Origin of the sequence: Thauera aminoaromatica (assembly GCF_000021765.1) — a bacterium.
GTDB classification, from domain to species: Bacteria; Pseudomonadota; Gammaproteobacteria; order Burkholderiales; family Rhodocyclaceae; genus Thauera; species Thauera aminoaromatica.
The window spans coordinates 1,308,982-1,326,690 of record NC_011662.2; the positions used below are offsets into that span (position 1 = coordinate 1,308,982).

A 17,709-nucleotide genomic window follows, 5' to 3' on the forward strand; every position below is an offset into this window, starting at 1 on the left:
TACAGGAAGACACCCCATGCGAATCCTTCACACCATGCTGCGCGTCGGCGATCTCGAGCGCTCGCTCGCCTTCTACACCGAGGTGCTGGGCATGCGCCTGCTGCGCCGCCAGGACTATCCGGACGGCAAGTTCACCCTCGCCTTCGTCGGCTACCAGGACGAGGCTCACGGAGCGGTGCTGGAGCTGACCCACAACTGGGGCGTGGACAAGTACGAGCTCGGCACCGCATACGGCCACATCGCCCTAGAGGTCGCGGACGCGAAGAAGGCCTGCGACGACATCCGCGCGCGCGGCGGCAAGGTAGTGCGCGAGGCGGGACCGATGAAGCACGGCATCACCGTGATCGCCTTTGTCGAGGATCCTGACGGCTACAAGGTCGAACTGATCGAGCGCAAGGGCTGACGCAGGCGCCCCCGGGGGTGGGGGCGCAGGCCTCAGCAGGGGGGCGAGACGGGCGGCTCCGGGGCGTGCTCGTCCTGGTAGCGCGACTGCACGGCGAGCACGTCCTCCCAGGTGTGGAAGAGCGCGTCGACGCAGGTCGGGTCGAAGTGGGTGCCGCGCCCCTCGCGCAGCAGCGCGATCGCCCGCGACATCGGCCATGCCGGCTTGTAGGGCCGTGCGGAGGTGAGCGCATCGAACACGTCGGCGACCGCGACGATGCGGCCCTCCATCGGGATCGACTGGCCGGAGAGTCCCTGCGGGTAGCCGCTGCCGTCGAACTTCTCGTGGTGGGTGAGGGCGATGGTTGCGCCCAGGCGCAGGATGCTGGATGACGAACCCTTGAGGATGTCGTGGCCGATCTGCGGGTGGCGCTTCATCACCGCGAACTCGTCCGCAGTCAGTCGGCCGGGCTTGAGCAGGATGGTATCGGGGATGCCGAGCTTGCCCACGTCGTGCATCGGTGCGGCCATCAGCAGGGTCTCGGCGAAGGTGTCTCCCAGGCCCAGGCGGCGGGCGATCAGGGCCGAATAGTGCGACATGCGCTGGATGTGGGCGCCGGTCTCGGGATCGCGGAACTCGGCCGCACGCGACAGCCGGGTGATGGTCTCGCGCTCGCGGTCGAGGATGTCGGCGGTTGCCCGGCGCACCTCGGCGGCGAGGGTCTCGGCGCGGTGCTCGTTGGCGAGGTGGGCCTGGCGCAGCTTGAGCATGTTGCGCACGCGCGCTTCGAATTCGCGCGCATCGACCGGCTTGGTGAGGAAGTCGCTCGCGCCGCAGTCGAGTGCCGCGTAGCGCACGTCGCGCTCGTGGCTGGCGGTGACCATCAGGATGGGCAGGTCGTCGCGGTCGCGGCAGGCGCGGATGCGGCGGATGAATTCCAGCCCGTCCATCTCGGGCATCATGTAGTCGACGATGATGAGGTCGGGCGCATTGGCGAGGCACCACTCGAGCGCGGCGGTGGGGCGCTCGAAGTTGTGTGCACGCGCATCTTGCATGCGGTCGACGAGCTTGCCGATCAGGAACAGGTTGAGCTGCGTGTCGTCGACCACTGCGACCTGCATCGGACGGTCGAGTGGGAATTTCATCCGATGAGTATCGGAGGCCTTGGGCCTCGCACCGAGGAACTATTGCGCGGACGGCATCGCATCCGCGCATCCTCGGTTCAGTCGGGCAGGGCGATGCGGCCTTCGGTGCTGAACTGGTAGTCCTTGAACACGTGCTCGGCGGACAGGATGCGGTAGTCGCCGCCGTCCTCGCGCACGGTGGTGTCCTTGAGCCGGTAGGTGTAGTGGCCGCAGGTCCAGCAGTCGAAGTTGCGCATGTGCGTGCACAGGCAGGTCTTGTCGAAGACCTTGACCTTCTTCGCCTCGGGGTGCGCGGCAACCTCGCGGTTATAGGCCTCGATGTACTGGCAGTTGCCGCTGGAGTCGAGCAGGTAGCCGTAGGCCTCGCAGTTGGGGCGGATGCCGCTGCCGATCGCCGGGCTGCTCTTCAGCATGCGCATCGGGTAGCCGGTGGGCGAGATCTGGTTGACCTCGATCTCGTCCTCCTCGGCCTTGAAATAGTCCTGCTTGACCTCGTCGGGCAGGCCGCACTCCTTGGTGACCGTGAAGCGGGTCGCGACCTGGACGGCCGCGGCGCCCGCCTCGAGGAAATTCACCGCGTCGGTGCCGGTGAAGATGCCGCCGGCCGGGATCAGCGGGATGTCGAGCTGTTGCTCGCGCATCCAGTCGCGGATCTCGGCGACGATGGTGGCGAGGTCGTACTGCGCCCAGTCCATGCCGAAGCCGAGGTGGCCGCCGGCGAGCGGGCCCTCGACCACCACGTAGTCGGGGAGCCGCCCGGTGCGCGCGCTCTTCTTGAGGAAGAGCTGCAGCGCGCGCAGCGAGCTGACGATGATGCCCAGCTGCACGTCGCGGAAGCGCGGATGGTCCTCGATGAGGGAGAGCGAGCCCAGGTGCAGGCCGGCTGCCAGTGTGATGCCGTCGATGCCGTGGTCCATCGCGGTGCGCAGGCGCACACGCAGGGTTTCCTTGGGCGCGTTCATCGTCAGCTTTTCCATGCAGTTGATGAACACCATGCCCGGCCCGCGCTTGCGCTCCATGGTGCGGCCGACGTGGGTCGCGGTCGCTTCGGCGATGAGGCCGAGGTCGAACTGCACCACCGACTTGTCTGCGTTGGCGACGTTGAACTTGTATTGCTGCAGCTTGTTCTTGACGTACTTGGTGTTGTAGCGCCGGTCGGACACGGTCGGCAGCATCGCGTCGGAAATGTGTCCGACCCCGCCCAGCCGGGCGGCCTCGAGCGCCAGATCGGAGGTGGAAATATCCACCCCCATCCCGCCCACCATGATCGGCACGAGTTCCTGGGAGCCCAGTTTCAGGCGGAAGTCATCTACACGCTTCATTGCTTGGAGTCCGTTGATTCGGCAGTCCGACATTATCACCCGAGAGCCCCTTTGGGCCCAAGTTCGAGCGCCATGCGGGCATCGTTTAACATGCGGGTTCGACTGCGAAACCGGCGCGAGGTGCGCCCAGGGAGAGAAAAATGTTCAAGGCAGTGCTGATCGAGAAGGATGATGCCGGCTACCGCGCGGCGGTGAAGGAGCTCGACGAGGCCGCGCTGCCCGAAGGCGACGTCGGCGTTCGGGTGGAATACTCTTCGCTGAACTACAAGGATGGCCTGGCGATCACCGGGCGTGGTGCGGTGGTGCGCAAATTCCCGATGGTCGCGGGCATCGACCTCGTCGGCACGGTCGAGTCCAGCGCGCATCCAGGCGTGGCGGTGGGCGACAAGGTGATCCTCAACGGCTGGGGGACGAGCGAGGTGCACTGGGGCGGGCTCGCGCAGCGTGCGCGCGTGCGCGGCGAGTGGCTGGTGCCGCTGCCCGCGGCCTTCACCCCGCGCCAGGCGATGGCGATCGGGACCGCCGGCTACACCGCGATGCTGTGCGTGATGGCGCTCGAGCGCCACGGCGTCGTTCCGCAGCGCGGCGAGGTGCTGGTGACCGGCGCGAGTGGCGGCGTGGGCAGCGTGGCGATCGCGCTGCTCTCCAGGCTGGGCTTCACCGTGGTGGCCTCCACCGGGCGTCCGCAGGAGGCCGACTACCTGCGCGAACTGGGCGCGACCACCATCATCGACCGCAGCGAACTCGGCCTCCCCGGCCGCGCACTCGGCAAGGAGCGCTGGGCGGGGGTGGTCGACACGGTGGGCAGCCACACCCTGGCCAACGCCTGCGCGACCACCCTGTACCGCGGCACGGTCGCCGCCTGCGGCCTGGCGCAGGGACTCGATTTCCCGGCCTCGGTCGCACCCTTCATCCTGCGCGGCGTCACTCTCGTCGGCATCGACTGCGTGATGGCGCCGCGCGAGGAGCGCATCGAGGCCTGGAGCCGCCTCGCCCGCGACCTCGACGTTCACAAGCTCGAGCGCATGACGCGCGAGATCGGCCTCGGCGAGGTGGTCGACACCGCCGCCGCGCTGCTCGACGGCCAGGAGCGCGGGCGCATCGTGGTCGATGTCGATCGCTGAACCCGACCATAAACACATCGACGGAGGAAACTTCCAATGACCGAAACCATCAGCCGCTTCAAGGTGCCCGAACTCGCCGACCTTGCCGAGGACGTGCGCGAGCGCATCCTCGCCGTGCAGGAGAAGGCGGGCTTCGTGCCCAACGTGTTCCTGATGCTCGCCCACCGCCCGGCCGAATTCCGCGCCTTCTTCGACTACCACGACGCCCTGATGGAGAAGGACGTCGGCCTCAGCAAGGCCGAGCGCGAGATGATCGTCGTCGCCACCTCGGCTGCCGGCCAGTGCCTGTACTGCGTGATCGCCCATGGCGCCATCCTGCGCATCCGCGCGAAGAACCCGCGCCTCGCCGACCAGCTCGCCACCAATCACCGCAAGGCCGAGATCAGCCCGCGCCAGCGCGCGATGCTCGACTTCGCCATCAAGCTCAGCACGCGTGGCGCCGAGGTCGACGAGGCCGACCTCGCGGTCCTGCGCGCGCATGGCTTCGACGACGAGGCGATCTGGGACATCGGCGCGATCACCGCCTTCTTCAGCATGAGCAACCGGCTGGTGCATCTGACCGGTACGCCGCCCAACGAGCCCTTCTACCTGATGGGGAGGGTGCCGAAGGCGTGAGGTGCGAGGTGCGAGGTGCGTGCGGGCTGGAGCCGCGTCGGATAGGGAGTTCGTCCGGCGCGGTGCAATTGCTTACAAACGGACCGGGCCTTGTCCTCGCACAGGCATTGAATGCAGCCGCCGACCTGCGTAAGATCGCGGACATGGTTGTAATCCCGGCAATCTGGAGGCGTTCTGGACAGGGGTTCGATTCCCCTCACCTCCACCCAAGTGCATTCGGGAGTGTGCTTGGGTGGGGGTGTACCGGTTTCGACAGGGCGGGCAAAGGTGAGCAGGCAACCCGAGAGGCGACGGACGTAATCCGCGCAAATCCATAAACGCCAACGATGAGCGTTTCGCACTGGCCGCTTAAGGCCTATGCCGAGGCTGCTTGAGCCTTGTTACCAAAGAAAAGCCGGTGGGGACTTCGGTCCCCATCGTCACGTCTACGCTCCGTCGCGCGCTCCGCCCGGCAGGCTGCGTGCCGGGTCGGCCACACCACGATTCGGCACACGCGTTGACCTTCGTCAATAGTCCTGATCGACGATCGTGATCTCTCCGCAACCCGGGTCTAGGCTCGAAACGGGTAGTCTGCCGGGAGAGTTCCGATGCTGGCAACTGACACATTCCTGAACGCGCGCGACTTCCTGAGTGCGCATCGCTCGGATCCAGAGGGTGCGTGGCGGGGTTTTGCATGGCCACAACTCGAGCATTTCAACTGGGCGCTGGATTATTTCGACCAAGTTGCGGACGCTGCGGACCGCCTCGCGCTCTGGGTGGTGCACGAAGGGGGCGGGGAAGAGCGGTTGAGCTTCGCCGACCTTACACAACGCTCGAACCGTACGGCGAATTTCCTGCGTCGAATTGGCGTCCGCCGCGGAGCACGCATCCTGCTGATGCTCGGTAACGAGTTGGCGTTGTGGGAATGCATGCTGGCCGCGATGAAGCTCGGGGCGGCGGTCATTCCGGCCACCCCCCAGTTGACTGGGGCCGATCTGGCGGATCGACTGGCGAGAGCGCAGGTGGAGCACGTGATCGTCGATGCGAGCCACGCCGCGAAATTCGACGACTTGGCCGCGCCTTTCAGTCGGATCGTGGTGGGTGCGCGCCGGCCCGGCTGCGCCTGTTACGAGGATGCGGGCGCGGAGTCGGCCGTGTTCGTGGCCGACAGGCCGACCGCGCGCGACGAGGAGTTTCTCCTCTACTTCACCTCGGGCACGACGGCGAAGCCGAAGCTCGTCCTCGGCACGCAGCAGAGCTATCCGGTCGGTCATCTGTCGACCATGTACTGGCTCGGCCTGGGCCGTGGCGATCTGCACTGGAACCTGAGTTCGCCCGGTTGGGCCAAGCATGCGTGGAGCAGCTTCTTCGCCCCGTGGAATGCCGAGGCGGCGGTGTTCGCATTCGACGCTGCGCGCTTCAGCGCGCGCACGGTGCTCGACGTATTGCACGCGTATCCGGTGGTCTCGTTCTGCGCGCCACCGACGGTCTGGCGCATGCTGGTGCAGGAGGTGCTCGGCGAGCGGCCACCGGTACTGCGGGAACTGGCCAGTGCGGGCGAGCCGCTCAACCCGGAGGTGGTCGATGAGGTTCGCGAGGCGTGGGGTATCGTCATCCGCGAGGGCTACGGCCAGACCGAGACGACCGCTGTTCTCGGCACGCCACCGGGGGTACGGCCCCGACCGGGGGCGATCGGTAAATCTCTGCCAGGCTACCGTGTCGTCCTTCTCGACGAGCAGGGAGTGGAGGCCATGGAGGGCGAGATCTGCATCGGCCTCGAACCGCGTCCGCTCGGCCTGATGAGTGGCTATGCCGGTGCGCCCGAGCGCAACGCCATCGCGATGCGGGACGGCTATTACCATACCGGCGACATCGCGCATCGCGACGACGAGGGCTACATCCACTACGTGGGACGTAGTGACGACGTGTTCAAGGTCTCCGACTACCGGATCAGTCCGTTCGAACTCGAGAGCGTGCTCGTCGAGCATCCTGCGGTCGCCGAGGCTGCGGTCGTGCCGTGTCCGGATGTCGTCCGGCTTGCTGTCCCGAAAGCCTTTGTCGGGCTTGCCGCCGGTCATGTGCCCAGCCGCGAGCTCGCCGGGGAACTCCTCGCCTTCGCGCGGGCGCGTCTCGCGCCTTACCAGCGGATCCGGCGCATCGAGTTCGCCGAGCTGCCGAAGACCATCTCCGGCAAGATCCGCCGCGTGCAGCTTCGCACGGCGGAGATGGGGCGCGACCCCGGGGAGGCACGTCCGCCGCTCGAGTTCCGGGAGGAGGATTTCGACCCCGCGCCGTGAGTTCGGCTCGAAGCCGTGAGAACACCGTAAAAAAACGGCCGCTCTTCAGGCGGCCGTTCCGGGTCTCTATCCGTCCTTCCCGAGGGTCATCCCACCCGAGACCGGCGCCGAATGGCCCCAAGGCCGGCGAGTCCGAGGGCGAGCAGCGCGAGCCCTCCCGGCTCGGGCACGTTGTTCGAAGGAGGCGTGATCGCGAAGCTCGTGGTGATGTTGAAATTCGACTCGCTGGTGTGGCGCTCGGCGAAGAAGATATCCAGGTCGTAGGCCGTTCCCGGTGCCAGTCCGGCGGTCTTCAGCGTCTCCTCGGTGAAGGAGGCGCTTGCGGCGCCATGCACGCCACCGAGGTCGATGAACCGGATGCCATTCACGAACACCCACAGGTCGTCGTCGCCGGTGAAGCTGAATGAATTGTCTGCAGCGGCGGTGGGGTCGGCAAAGGAGAGCTGGCCCTCGAGGTGCAGCGTGAAGTGGTAGTTGTGGCCGCGCCCCTGGTTGCCGAAGAGTTGGCCGTCGATCGGGAAGAAGCTCGACGAGGCGTACGAATAGACGCCGCTTCCGGGCGTGGTTTCGCCGAGCGTCAGCGAGAAGGCCTGGCTCAGGTTGTAGCCCGGGCTGTCCACGTACCATTTCGCGAAGTTGGCCGCCGTCGAAGCTCCGGCAACGATGTTCGCGCCGGCGACGGGGAGCCCGCCGCTCAGGGTCGTTCCGGTCATGTTCGGCACCACCCCGGGGATGGCGCCTTCGAAATCGGCGAGCTGGGTGCATGTCGTAGCGCCCGTGGTGCCCGTGATCGATGGCGCGCAGAAATCGCGGATGGTGCCGGACAGCGTCGTCGTGGCGGCCGATGCCGTGGAGGCGAGCACTGCCAGCGTCAGCGCTGCGCAGAGAGGTTTGACTTGCATGATCATCACTCCTTTCGGGTCCCGTGTGACACTCCCGGAACTCCGGGTCTCGAAGGGTGTAAAGCAAGGGGCATGCCTGCCTCGGGTGAAAATCGGCAAGTTGTTGAATGGAAAATAGTAAATTCTTGCGGGCAAGGTGATTGGCTGGCGTGATCCGGGCGGAACTGTAAAAAACGCCGACAACGACTCGATCGGCGGCACGCGCCAGTGCCCCTTCCAGTACGACGCTGCCTTGGACGGAATGTGGGAGACCCGAAAAGCACAACGCCAGCCCCGGGGAGGACTGGCGTTGTGCTTGAAAACGTTGGTGGGCCCTGCGGGATTCGAACCCGCAACCAAAGGATTATGAGTCCTCTGCTCTAACCGTTGAGCTAAAGGCCCGCATGCCCGACGGCAGGCGCCGCCGGGCGGTGCACCGGGCCTTTACGCGTCGCTGTCGAGGAAGCTGCGCAGCTTCTCGGAGCGGCTCGGGTGGCGCAGCTTGCGCAGGGCCTTGGCTTCGATCTGGCGGATGCGCTCGCGGGTGACGTCGAACTGCTTGCCGACCTCTTCCAGCGTGTGGTCGGTGTTCATCTCGATGCCGAAGCGCATGCGCAGCACCTTGGCCTCGCGCTGGGTCAGCGAGTCGAGCACCTCGCAGGTGGCGTCGCGCAGGCCGGAGTACATCGCCGCCTCGGCCGGGGCCAGGGTGGCGGTGTCCTCGATGAAGTCGCCCAGGTGGGAGTCGTCGTCGTCGCCGATCGGCGTCTCCATGGAGATCGGCTCCTTGGAGATCTTCATGATCTTGCGGATCTTCTCCTCGGGCATCTCCATCTTCTCGGCCAGCGTCGCGGGATCCGGCTCCTGACCGGTCTCCTGCAGGATCTGGCGGCTGATGCGGTTCATCTTGTTGATCGTCTCGATCATGTGCACCGGGATGCGGATGGTGCGCGCCTGGTCGGCGATCGAGCGCGTGATGGCCTGGCGGATCCACCACGTGGCATAGGTCGAGAACTTGTAGCCGCGGCGGTATTCGAACTTGTCCACCGCCTTCATCAGGCCGATATTGCCTTCCTGGATGAGGTCGAGGAACTGCAGGCCGCGGTTGGTGTACTTCTTCGCGATCGAGATCACCAGGCGCAGGTTGGCCTCGGTCATCTCGCGCTTGGCGCGACGCATCTTGGCTTCGCCGGTGGACATCTGGCGGTTGATGTCCTTGAGTTCCTTGAGCGGGATGCCGATGCGGTCCTGCAGGTCGATGAGCTTCTGCTGCTCCTCGAGCACCGCGGGGTGGATGCGCATCAGGCCGTCGGCGTAGTTCTTGCCGGCGGCGATCTCGTCCTTGAGCCAGTCGAGGTTCACTTCCTGGCCGGGGAACACCTTGATGAAGTGCTGGCGCGGCATGCCGGCGCGATCCACGCACAGCTGCAGGATCTGGCGCTCGTGGCTGCGCACCTGCTCGACCATGTGGCGCACCGAGTCGCACAGCTTCTCGATGGCCTTGGCGGTGAAGCGGATGTTGAGCAGCTCGTCGGAGATCTGCTGCTGCAGCGCGAGGTAGGAGAGGTCCTGCGAGCCACGCTTCTCGAGCGCCTGCATCTTCTTCTCGTACAGCCCGCGGATGACGTCGAAGCGGGCGAGCGCGTCGTTCTTGAGTTGCAGCAGCGAGGCGGCATTGGCGCGCTCGGCGCTCTCGGCGCTGTCTTCCTCGTCGTCGCCCTCGTCCTCGTCCTCCGCGCCCTCGTCCTCTTCGGCCTCGGTGTCCTCGTCGGCGGACTCCTCCTCCGCGGCCGCTTCCTCGGCGCTGCCGGCGTTGGGGTCGATCAGGCCGTCGACCAGCTCGTCGATCTTGGCATCGTCGGCGGCGATGCGGTCGACGATGCCGAGCATCTCGGCGATCGTGGTCGGGCAGGCGGAGATGGCCTGCACCATGTGCTTGAGGCCGTCCTCGATGCGCTTGGCGATCTCGATCTCGCCCTCGCGGGTGAGCAGCTCGACCGTGCCCATCTCGCGCATGTACATGCGCACCGGGTCGGTGGTGCGGCCGAATTCGGAGTCGACCGAGGACAGCGCCTGTTCGGCTTCCTCTTCGGCGACGTCCTCGTCCACGTTGGTGGCGACGCTGTCCGACATGAGCAGGTCTTCGGCGGCCGGCGCCTCGTCATAGACCTGGATGCCCATGTTGTTGAAGGTGGCGATGATGCCTTCGATCTGCTCGGCATCGGCCACATCGTCGGGGAGGTGGTCGCTGATCTCGGCGTAGGTGAGATAGCCGCGTTCCTTGCCGAGCGTGATCAGCGTCTTCAGCCGGGTGCGGCGCACCTCCGCGTCGAGCGGGGTGGCGGCGGGGCTTTCGACCACCGGGGCTGCCTTGTCCTTGGCCTTGGCAGGGCGGCCCTTCGCGGGGGCGTCCTTGCGTGGGTCCTTGGCTTTTTCGCGTGCCATAGCACTCCTCAAGTGAGGGTGTAAGAAAATGGGGAAACCCGAAATTGTACTATAAATCTGAGACTTTGCCGCTGCTCGCGAGGTTCCGCTTCTCGAGCAGCAGCTCTCCGAGGCGATGGCGGCCGGCGGCGTCCAGGCCTTGCTCACGATCCCGTTGTAGCAGGGCGGTGATCTCCTTGCCGACGCCGTCGATCTGCAGTTTGCGCAGGGCGTCCTCGAACAGCGTCTCGACCACCGCTTCGTCGAATTCCGCCTCCACGAGTTCCGCGGCGACACGTGAGAGGGTTTCGGCGTGGGGTGTCTCGCGGAAGCGCTCGATCAGCGCGCCCAGTCCGCCCGAGGGGATCGGCTCGCCGAGGCTGCAGAGGTCGATGATCGCGATCAGCGCGAGGCCTTCCGGGCTGTCGTCGGGCACCAGGCCGACCGGCATGCGCGCGGCCCAGGTCGGGTGCTGCATCACCAGGCGCAGCAGGGTGCCGGCGGTGGAGGGGGGCTTGCGCCGGCCGCCCGCGCGCGGGCGCGGCGCCTGGCCGCGCGGCGGCGCGCTGCGGGCGGGCGGGGGGGCATCGTCGAAGAAGGGGGCGTCCGCCTCGGTGCTTGCGATGCTCGCGGCGGGGGCGCGGGGCGGGGTGGGCGCCGAGGCGCCACGCCGGCGCGGGGCGCTGGCGGCGAGCTGCTCGAAGGCGTATTCGACCTCGCCCTGGGTCATGCCCGCGCTCTCGGCCACCGCCTTCACCACCTGCAGCTTCAGCAGCGGCGCGGCGATGCGAGTGACCAGCGGCGCCGCCTCATGCACGAAGGCCGCGCGGCCCTCGGCGCTGTCGAGCGGATGGCGGCCGGACAGCTCCTGGATCAGGAAGCTCCCCAGCGGGGTGGCGGCGAGCGCGGCCTTGCGGAAGGCTTCGGTGCCCTCGGCGCGCACGAAGGAGTCCGGGTCGTGCTCGGCGGGCAGGAACAGGAAGGCCAGGGTGGCGTCGTCGCGCAGGGATTCGAGTGCGTTCTCGAGCGCACGCCATGCCGCGCGGCGGCCTGCGGCGTCGCCGTCGAAGCAGAACACGATGCGGTCGGTCTGGCGCAGCAGGGTGTGGATATGCTGCGGCGTGGTCGCGGTGCCGAGCGTGGCGACCGCATTCTCGATGGCGAACTGGGCGAGCGCGACCACGTCCATGTAGCCCTCGACCACGACCGCGAAGCCGGCGTCGCGGATCGCCTTCTGCGCCAGGAAGAGGCCGTAGAGCTCGCGCCCCTTCTCGAACAGCGGGGTCTCGGGCGAGTTCAGGTACTTGGGTTCGCCCTTGTCGAGCACGCGCCCGCCGAAGGCGATGATGCGTCCGCGGCGGTCGTGGATCGGGAAGATGATGCGGTTGCGGAAGCGGTCGTAGCGCCGCCCCTGCTCGTTGTCGATGACCAGGCCGGCGTCGGCGAGCGTCTTCGCCTGGTAGTCGGGGAAGGCCTTCTCCAGCGCCTGCCACTCGTCGGGCGCGTAGCCGAGCCCGAAGCGCGCGGCGACCTCGCCCGACAGCCCGCGGCGCTTGAGGTAGTCGATGGCCTGGCGGGAAGGCTTGAGCTGGTCGCGGTAGAAGCGCGCCGCCACCGCCATCGCCTCATAAAGGCGTTCGCTCGGGTCGTCATGCACGGGTGCCGCGCTGCGGCCATCGTCGGGCACCTGCAGGCCGACCTGGGCAGCGAGCTCCTTGATCGCGTCGACGAAGCCCAGCCCGCTGTACTCCATCAGGAAGCCGACCGCGCTACCGTGCACGCCGCAACCGAAGCAGTGGTAGAACTGCTTGGACGGGCTGACCGAGAACGAGGCGGATTTCTCGCCGTGGAAGGGGCAGCAGGCGAAGTAGTTGGCGCCGCTCTTCTTGAGCGGGAGGTAGCGTTCGATGACGTCGACGATGTCGACGCGGGAAAGCAGTTCCTGGACGAAGGACTGGGGAATCATCGCGCGCGCAAAGACAAACGCCCGTCGCTTCCGCATGCGCGGACGACGGGTGTTCGTGAAAAAGCATCACGCCGGGCGGGGATCGAGCGACCCCGGGCCGGCGTGTGATCGCCCGCCAGGGCGGGCATGGGCGTCCCGCGAGGGCGGGTCGCGTACCGGATCAGTAGAGCTTCGGCGGCAGCGTCTGGCTGCGCAGGCGCTTGTGGTTGCGCTTGACGGCGGCGGCCAGCTTGCGCTTGCGCTCGGCGGTGGGCTTTTCGTAGAACTCGCGCGAGCGCAGTTCGGTCAGCACACCGGTCTTCTCGATGGTGCGCTTGAAGCGGCGGATCGCAACTTCAAACGGCTCGTTTTCCTTGACGCGGATACCGGGCATTGCGGACTTCCTTGGGTGTCTGGTGGGCAGAAAGACCGCGAATATAAACCAGCCGACCGTCGATGGCAAGGCCGCGGATCGCCCGCGCCGGCGGTGGCGGGTTAAAATGCGACACCGAATCAAACGGATGCATCCCGATGAAAGTGCTCGGCATCGAAACCTCCTGCGACGAGACCGGCGTGGCGATCTACGACACCGACACCGGCCTGCGCGCGCACTGCCTGCACTCGCAGATCGACCTGCACGCGGCCTACGGCGGGGTGGTGCCCGAGCTCGCCTCGCGCGATCACATCCGCCGCCTGCCGCTGCTGCTGCGCCAGACCCTGGCCGCGGCCGGCCTCGCCGCCGCGGACATCGACGCCGTGGCCTACACCAGCGGTCCCGGGCTCGCGGGCGCGCTGCTGGTGGGGGCGAGCGTGGCGGAGTCGTTCGCGATGGCGCGCGGGATCCCGGCGCTGCCGGTGCATCACCTCGAGGGCCACCTGCTGTCGCCGCTGCTGTCGGCCGATCCTCCGGCCTTCCCCTTCGTGGCCTTGCTGGTTTCGGGCGGCCACACCCAGCTGATGCGGGTGCGCGGGGTGGGCGACTACGCGCTGCTCGGCGAGTCGGTGGACGACGCCGCCGGCGAGGCCTTCGACAAGACCGCCAAGCTGCTCGGCCTGGGCTATCCCGGCGGGCCGCAGCTCGCCGGGCTGGCCGAATCCGGCGTGCCCGGCCGCTTCCGCCTGCCGCGGCCGATGCTGCACTCGGGGGACCTCGACTTCAGCTTCAGCGGTCTCAAGACCGCGGTGCTCAACGTGGTGTCGGCGCCCGACTGGGACCCGGCGCGCATGGCCGACCTCGCTGCCGAGTTTCAGCAGGCCGTGGTCGATGTGCTGTGCGCGAAGGCGCTCGCGGCGCTGAAGAAGGTGGGGCTGAAGACCCTCGTAGTGGCCGGCGGGGTGGGTGCCAACCGCTGCCTGCGCGCCACCCTGGACGCCGCGCTCGCGCGCCGCGGCGGGCGCGTGCATTACCCCGAGCCGGCGCTGTGCACCGACAACGGCGCCATGATCGCCTTCGCCGGCGCCTTGCGCCTGGCGGCCGGCGAGTCCGTGCCGGAAGTCTGCGCCGTCCGCATCCGCCCGCGCTGGCCCATGGTCGAACTGCGCCCGCCGGTGCAGGCGCCCGCCATCCTGTAGGAGCGGCGCAAGCCGCGAACCCGGCGCCCGGCATCAGAGCCGCCGCCGCTCCACCGCCGTATTCGCGCCTGGCGGCGCTCCCACAGGAAACGTTGCGGCTTCCCTTTGTAGGAGCGGCGCAAGCCGCGAACCCGGCGCCCGGCATCAGAGCCGCCGCTCCTCCCCCGCATTCGCGCCTGCGGGCGCTCCTGCATGGACCTCCGCGCGCCCGGAGGCCTTACGCCGCCGGCCCGTCCTTCTTCTTGCCGCCGATCTTGCCCTCGGTGCCGGCGCGCAGGCGGGCGATGTTCTCCTTGTGGCGCCAGAACAGCACCGCCGTCATCACCGCGAGCAGGCCGACCGCCGGCTTGGCGCCGAGGAAGAGCAGGCCCGCGAGGGGCGCGGCGAGCGCCGCCGACAGCGCCGCGGCCGAGGAGTAGCGCGTGGTGTAGGCCACCATAAGCCAGATCACCGCGCAGAAGATCGCGATGCGTGCGTCGACCCCGGCGAGTACGCCGAGCGCGGTGGCCACGCCCTTGCCGCCGTTGAAGCGCAGGAAGAGCGAGAACACGTGGCCGAGGAAGGCGGCCAGCCCGGCGAGCGCGGCGATGTCCGGCTCGAAGCCGAGGCGCAGCGCCGCCCACACCGCCAGCCAGCCCTTGAGCGCGTCGCCGAGCAGGGTGAGCACGGCCGCGGCCTTGTTGCCGCTGCGCAGCACGTTGGTCGCGCCGGGGTTGCCCGAGCCGTACTTGCGCGGATCTTCCAGGCCGAACAGGCGGCTGGTGACGATCGCGAAGGGAATGGAGCCGAGCAGGTAGGCGGCGACGATCAGAAGCAGGGTGGACATCTTGGCTCCACTGCCCGCCGGCGGGCAGCTCGAAAGGGACGGAAGGGGGGAGGGGGCATCCGGCACGCCTCGCCTGTCACAAGCCGGCACCGATGGTGTGCGACAGCTTTTCCGGGCGCGCGCGCGGGGGCGCGTTAGAATCCGGACGATTCTAAACGGGAAGCAGCATGGATTTCATCTTCATCGAGGAACTGCGGGTCAAGGCCTGGGTCGGCATCTACGCGCGCGAGAAGACCGGCCCGCAGACGGTCGAGCTGAACCTCACCTTCGGCGTTCCCGACGCCGCCGCAGAGCACGACGACATCGCCGACACCATCGACTATGCGGTGGTGACCGAGCGCATTCGCCGCGAGCTCGGCGAGCGCCACTTCAACCTCATCGAGAGTCTGGGCGAGTTCGTCGTCAAGCTGCTGTTCGAGGAGTTCGGCGCGCCCTGGGTCAAGCTCAAGGTGGGCAAGATCGGGGTGATGAAGGATGTGCGCCGCGTCGGCGTCTATATCCAGCGCAGCAAGGCGGGTGTGGTCGTACCGCCGGCCGCCTGAGCGCCCGCGTGCGCTCGCTTCAGTTCGCCACCTGCACCAGCCTGGGCTGGAGCACGCGCAGCAGGTCGTGCGGGTGGATCCCGACCAGGAAGCCGCGCCGCCCGCCGTTGATGTAGACCAGCGGCAGATCGAGCACGGTGCGCTCCATGTACACCGGCATCTTCTTGCGCGTGCCGAAGGGCGAGGTGCCGCCCACCAGATAGCCGCTGTGGCGGTTCGCAGTCTCCGGCTTGCAGGTCTCGACGTGCTTGCACGGGATCTGGCGCGCGAGCTCCTTGGTGGACACCTTGTGGTCGCCATGCATCAGCACCACCATCGGCTGCGCGTTCTCGTCCTCCATGATCAGGGTCTTGACCACCGCGTGCTCGGGCACGTTGAGTTCGCGCGAAGACACCGTGGTGCCGCCGTGCTCCTCGTATTCGTAGAGGTGGCTGGAGAAGGCGACGCCGTGCTGGCGCAGGAAGCGGGTGGCGGGGGTCTCGGGGGCGTGGGCTTCGTTTCTGCTCATGATCGGACGGCCTGTCGGGCGCGCCGCCGCGAGCGGGCGGCGCGGTCTCCACATTGTAGTGCCATCCGCCATGCCGGGGCGTATGGACGCGTCGCCCCGGCCGCGGCCGGCGCGCTCATGCGCGCGGATGGTGGCGCGCGTGCAGCTGCTTGAGGCGCTCGCGCGCGACGTGGGTGTAGATCTGCGTGGTCGAGATGTCGGCGTGGCCGAGCAGCAGCTGCACCACGCGCAGGTCGGCGCCGTGGTTGAGCAGGTGGGTGGCGAAGGCGTGGCGCAGGGTGTGGGGCGAGATGCGCTCGGGCGCGATGCCGGCGGCGAGGGCGTAGTGCTTGATCAGGCGCCAGAACATCTGGCGCGACATCGCCGCCCCCAGGCGGGTCACGAAGATCTCGTCGCAGCTGCGGCCGGCGAGCAGGACCGGGCGTGCCTCGGCCAGGTAGCGCTGCAGCCAGTCGGCGGCGATCTCGCCGAGCGGCACCAGGCGCTCCTTGCTGCCCTTGCCCATGACCCGCACCACGCCCTCATTCACCCCCACCGCGAAGATCTTCAGGCCGACCAGCTCGGAGACCCGCAGGCCGGCGGCGTAGAGCACCTCCAGCATGCAGCGGTCGCGCAGGCCTTGCGGGGTGTCGAGCGCGGGAGCGGCGAGCAGGGCCTCGACCTGGGGCTCGCTCAGGGTCTTGGGAAAGCGTTCGGCCGCGCGCGGGGTGTCGATCGCCAGCGTGGGGTCCTCGGCGATCTCGCGGTTGGCGAGGAGCAGGCGGTAATAGCGCCGCCACGCGGCGATCAGCCGGCGTTGGCTCGCCGGCTTCGCGGCGCGGCTGAATTCGGCGAGGTAGGCGGCGAGGTCCGCGCCGGCGGCGGCGGGCAGGCGTTGCGCACGCGTCTCCAGCCAGGCGGCGAAGCGGGCGAGGTCGCTGCGGTAGCCGGCGAGGGTGTTCCTGGCCAGCCCGTGCTCGAGCCAGAGCGCATCGGCGAAGCGGTCGAGCTCGGCGCGGTGCGCGGGCTGCAGGCCGGCTTCGCGTGCCGGCGCGCGTCCGCTCACAGCGCCCCTTCGAAAGCGAGCAGCCAGCGCTTGACGTCGAGGAGCCAGCCTTCGCGGGCGTTGGCGAAGCCACCGAGCCCGGCGGCCGAGGTCACGCGGTGGCAGGGCACGATCAGGGGAAAGGGGTTGGCGCCGCAGGCCTGGCCGACCGCGCGCGGCGCGCTGTCCAGGCTGGCGGCGAGCTCGCCGTAGGTTGCGGTACGTCCGCGCGGGATTGCCGCGATGGCCGTCCATACGCGACGACGGAAGGGCGTGCCGCAGGGTGCGAGCGGCACCGGGAAGGGCTGGTCGGGGTCGTCGATCCAGGCGCGCAGCGCGTGCGCCGCGGCGCCGGCGCTGGCGTTGCGCGGTTCGTGCAAGGGCGTGCCCGGAGGCAGGAAGACGAGCTCCTGCACCTGCCCGTCGTGCGCGCGGATGCCGAAGGGGCCGAAGGGCAGCGCGATCACGGCGTCGAATACGGACGCGGGAGCACGGCCCGCCGTCATGGCGAGTTCCTGCCTCACTGCGGATTCTTGAGCAGCGCCTCGCGCAGCTCGCTGTCGGCCGGGCGCTCGCCCAGCCAGATGCGCAGCAGCGCGGGATAGAAGGCGGCGTCGGCGATGTCCTCGCCCTGCTGCTTCGTATCGACCAGCAGCCGGGTGGCGCCGTTGCCGAGGCGATCGAGCACGATCTCGGTGCCGGCCTTGACCTCGCCGACCGCGGCGAGCGCGCCCAGCAGCGCGTCGGTGGCGGGCTTGAGCGCGGCCAGCGCGGCGTCGTCGTGGTTCTTCTCGAGCCCGGTCTGCAGGGCATCGCCGAACTGCTTCGCCTCGAGGTCGCGGATCGGCACGATGCGGATGCGCTTCTCGCCTTTGTCGGCCAGGATCGCGCCGGCCTCGGCGAGCGGGGCGCGCAGGTACAGGCCCATCGCATAGACCTTGAAGCCGAGCCGGGTGCGCAGGCCGGCGCCGTTGAGCTCGAGCGTGCGCTGCTGCACGGTCTGCTGCGGGGCGAACTCGACGTTGCCGACCTTGACGGCGGCCTGGGCGAGGCTGGCCGAGAGCAGGGCGGCGACGATCAGGCTGCGGAGGATGCGGATGCTCATGGGGTTCCTTGTCGGGGT

At 68.4% G+C, this 17,709-nt stretch carries 18 protein-coding genes, 1 tRNA gene and 1 other RNA gene; 7 read left to right on the forward strand and 13 right to left on the reverse strand.

Annotation, left to right across the window (positions count from 1 at the left end; genetic code table 11):
* The first annotated feature begins 16 nt into the window (after positions 1–16).
* Positions 17–403, forward strand: coding sequence for a lactoylglutathione lyase (gene gloA / locus TMZ1T_RS05775; RefSeq protein WP_004302445.1), 387 nt, complete (start codon positions 17–19; stop codon positions 401–403).
* Positions 404–435: 32 nt separating this feature from the next.
* On the opposite strand, the gene TMZ1T_RS05780 is transcribed toward gloA, so the two are convergent.
* Together TMZ1T_RS05780 and TMZ1T_RS05785 are read right to left on the reverse strand one after the other, a co-directional pair.
* Positions 436–1,527: an HD domain-containing phosphohydrolase gene (locus TMZ1T_RS05780; protein WP_012584906.1), complete on the reverse strand. Its 1,092-nt coding sequence runs from the start codon at positions 1,525–1,527 to the stop codon at positions 436–438.
* A 77-nt stretch (positions 1,528–1,604) separates the two neighbouring features.
* Positions 1,605–2,849 (reverse strand): nitronate monooxygenase, encoded by a 1,245-nt coding sequence (locus TMZ1T_RS05785; protein ID WP_004302441.1) that lies wholly within the window; start codon positions 2,847–2,849, stop codon positions 1,605–1,607.
* A gap of 140 nt (positions 2,850–2,989) precedes the next feature.
* Here TMZ1T_RS05785 and acuI point away from each other — a divergent pair, with 140 nt between their 5' ends.
* From acuI to TMZ1T_RS05800, 4 genes are all read left to right on the forward strand, one after another.
* Positions 2,990–3,973, forward strand: coding sequence for an acrylyl-CoA reductase (NADPH) (acuI, locus tag TMZ1T_RS05790; RefSeq protein WP_004302439.1), 984 nt, complete (start codon positions 2,990–2,992; stop codon positions 3,971–3,973).
* Positions 3,974–4,009: 36 nt separating this feature from the next.
* Positions 4,010–4,588 carry a peroxidase-related enzyme gene (locus TMZ1T_RS05795; RefSeq protein WP_004302438.1) on the forward strand — a complete coding sequence of 193 codons (579 nt, stop codon included), beginning with the start codon at positions 4,010–4,012 and terminating at the stop codon, positions 4,586–4,588.
* 94 nt (positions 4,589–4,682) lie between these two features.
* Positions 4,683–5,010: a transfer-messenger RNA gene (gene ssrA, locus TMZ1T_RS20495) on the forward strand.
* Positions 5,011–5,175: 165 nt separating this feature from the next.
* Positions 5,176–6,864, forward strand: a complete 1,689-nt coding sequence (locus TMZ1T_RS05800; protein ID WP_012584907.1) for an AMP-binding protein — start codon at positions 5,176–5,178, stop codon at positions 6,862–6,864.
* A gap of 86 nt (positions 6,865–6,950) precedes the next feature.
* On the opposite strand, the gene TMZ1T_RS05805 is transcribed toward TMZ1T_RS05800, so the two are convergent.
* The 6 genes from TMZ1T_RS05805 to TMZ1T_RS21290 all read right to left on the reverse strand — a co-directional run bounded on the left by TMZ1T_RS05805 (position 6,951) and on the right by TMZ1T_RS21290 (position 12,662).
* Complete coding sequence (locus tag TMZ1T_RS05805; RefSeq protein WP_004302433.1) at positions 6,951–7,772, reverse strand: fibro-slime domain-containing protein; 822 nt, start codon at positions 7,770–7,772, stop codon at positions 6,951–6,953.
* A gap of 299 nt (positions 7,773–8,071) precedes the next feature.
* A tRNA-Ile gene (locus TMZ1T_RS05810) sits at positions 8,072–8,147 on the reverse strand.
* 42 nt (positions 8,148–8,189) lie between these two features.
* The gene (gene rpoD, locus TMZ1T_RS05815; RefSeq protein WP_004302431.1) at positions 8,190–10,190 is read right to left on the reverse strand and encodes an RNA polymerase sigma factor RpoD; all 2,001 of its coding nucleotides are present in this window, start codon (positions 10,188–10,190) and stop codon (positions 8,190–8,192) included.
* 49 nt (positions 10,191–10,239) lie between these two features.
* Positions 10,240–12,135 carry a DNA primase gene (gene dnaG, locus TMZ1T_RS05820; protein WP_012584909.1) on the reverse strand — a complete coding sequence of 632 codons (1,896 nt, stop codon included), beginning with the start codon at positions 12,133–12,135 and terminating at the stop codon, positions 10,240–10,242.
* 160 nt (positions 12,136–12,295) lie between these two features.
* Entirely contained in the window at positions 12,296–12,508 is a 213-nt protein-coding gene (rpsU, locus tag TMZ1T_RS05825) for a 30S ribosomal protein S21 (RefSeq protein ID WP_002924646.1), read from the reverse strand.
* Positions 12,471–12,662, reverse strand: a complete 192-nt coding sequence (locus TMZ1T_RS21290; RefSeq protein ID WP_187283028.1) for a hypothetical protein — start codon at positions 12,660–12,662, stop codon at positions 12,471–12,473. Before TMZ1T_RS21290 ends, rpsU begins: the two co-directional genes overlap by 38 nt.
* On the opposite strand from TMZ1T_RS21290, the gene tsaD reads away from it, so the two are divergent.
* On the forward strand, positions 12,646–13,686 hold the full coding sequence (gene tsaD / locus TMZ1T_RS05830) for a tRNA (adenosine(37)-N6)-threonylcarbamoyltransferase complex transferase subunit TsaD (RefSeq protein WP_012584910.1): 1,041 nt from the start codon (positions 12,646–12,648) through the stop codon (positions 13,684–13,686). The genes TMZ1T_RS21290 and tsaD overlap by 17 nt on opposite strands.
* A gap of 217 nt (positions 13,687–13,903) precedes the next feature.
* Here tsaD and plsY read toward each other — a convergent pair whose 3' ends face one another.
* Entirely contained in the window at positions 13,904–14,512 is a 609-nt protein-coding gene (gene plsY, locus TMZ1T_RS05835; protein ID WP_004323472.1) for a glycerol-3-phosphate 1-O-acyltransferase PlsY, read from the reverse strand.
* A 167-nt stretch (positions 14,513–14,679) separates the two neighbouring features.
* Between plsY and TMZ1T_RS05840 the strand changes: the two genes are divergently transcribed.
* Positions 14,680–15,054 carry a dihydroneopterin aldolase gene (locus tag TMZ1T_RS05840; protein ID WP_004323471.1) on the forward strand — a complete coding sequence of 125 codons (375 nt, stop codon included), beginning with the start codon at positions 14,680–14,682 and terminating at the stop codon, positions 15,052–15,054.
* A gap of 19 nt (positions 15,055–15,073) precedes the next feature.
* Here TMZ1T_RS05840 and ybaK read toward each other — a convergent pair whose 3' ends face one another.
* The 4 genes from ybaK to TMZ1T_RS05860 all read right to left on the reverse strand — a co-directional run bounded on the left by ybaK (position 15,074) and on the right by TMZ1T_RS05860 (position 17,691).
* Positions 15,074–15,562, reverse strand: a complete 489-nt coding sequence (ybaK, locus tag TMZ1T_RS05845; protein ID WP_004323469.1) for a Cys-tRNA(Pro) deacylase — start codon at positions 15,560–15,562, stop codon at positions 15,074–15,076.
* 115 nt (positions 15,563–15,677) lie between these two features.
* Positions 15,678–16,607, reverse strand: coding sequence for a site-specific tyrosine recombinase XerD (xerD, locus tag TMZ1T_RS05850; protein WP_004323467.1), 930 nt, complete (start codon positions 16,605–16,607; stop codon positions 15,678–15,680).
* On the reverse strand, positions 16,604–17,092 hold the full coding sequence (locus TMZ1T_RS05855) for a methylated-DNA--[protein]-cysteine S-methyltransferase (protein WP_004323466.1): 489 nt from the start codon (positions 17,090–17,092) through the stop codon (positions 16,604–16,606). The genes xerD and TMZ1T_RS05855 overlap by 4 nt, the downstream gene beginning before the upstream one ends.
* 14 nt (positions 17,093–17,106) lie before the next feature.
* Positions 17,107–17,691, reverse strand: coding sequence for a chalcone isomerase family protein (locus TMZ1T_RS05860; RefSeq protein WP_004323464.1), 585 nt, complete (start codon positions 17,689–17,691; stop codon positions 17,107–17,109).
* Between the last annotated feature and the right edge of the window lie 18 nt (positions 17,692–17,709).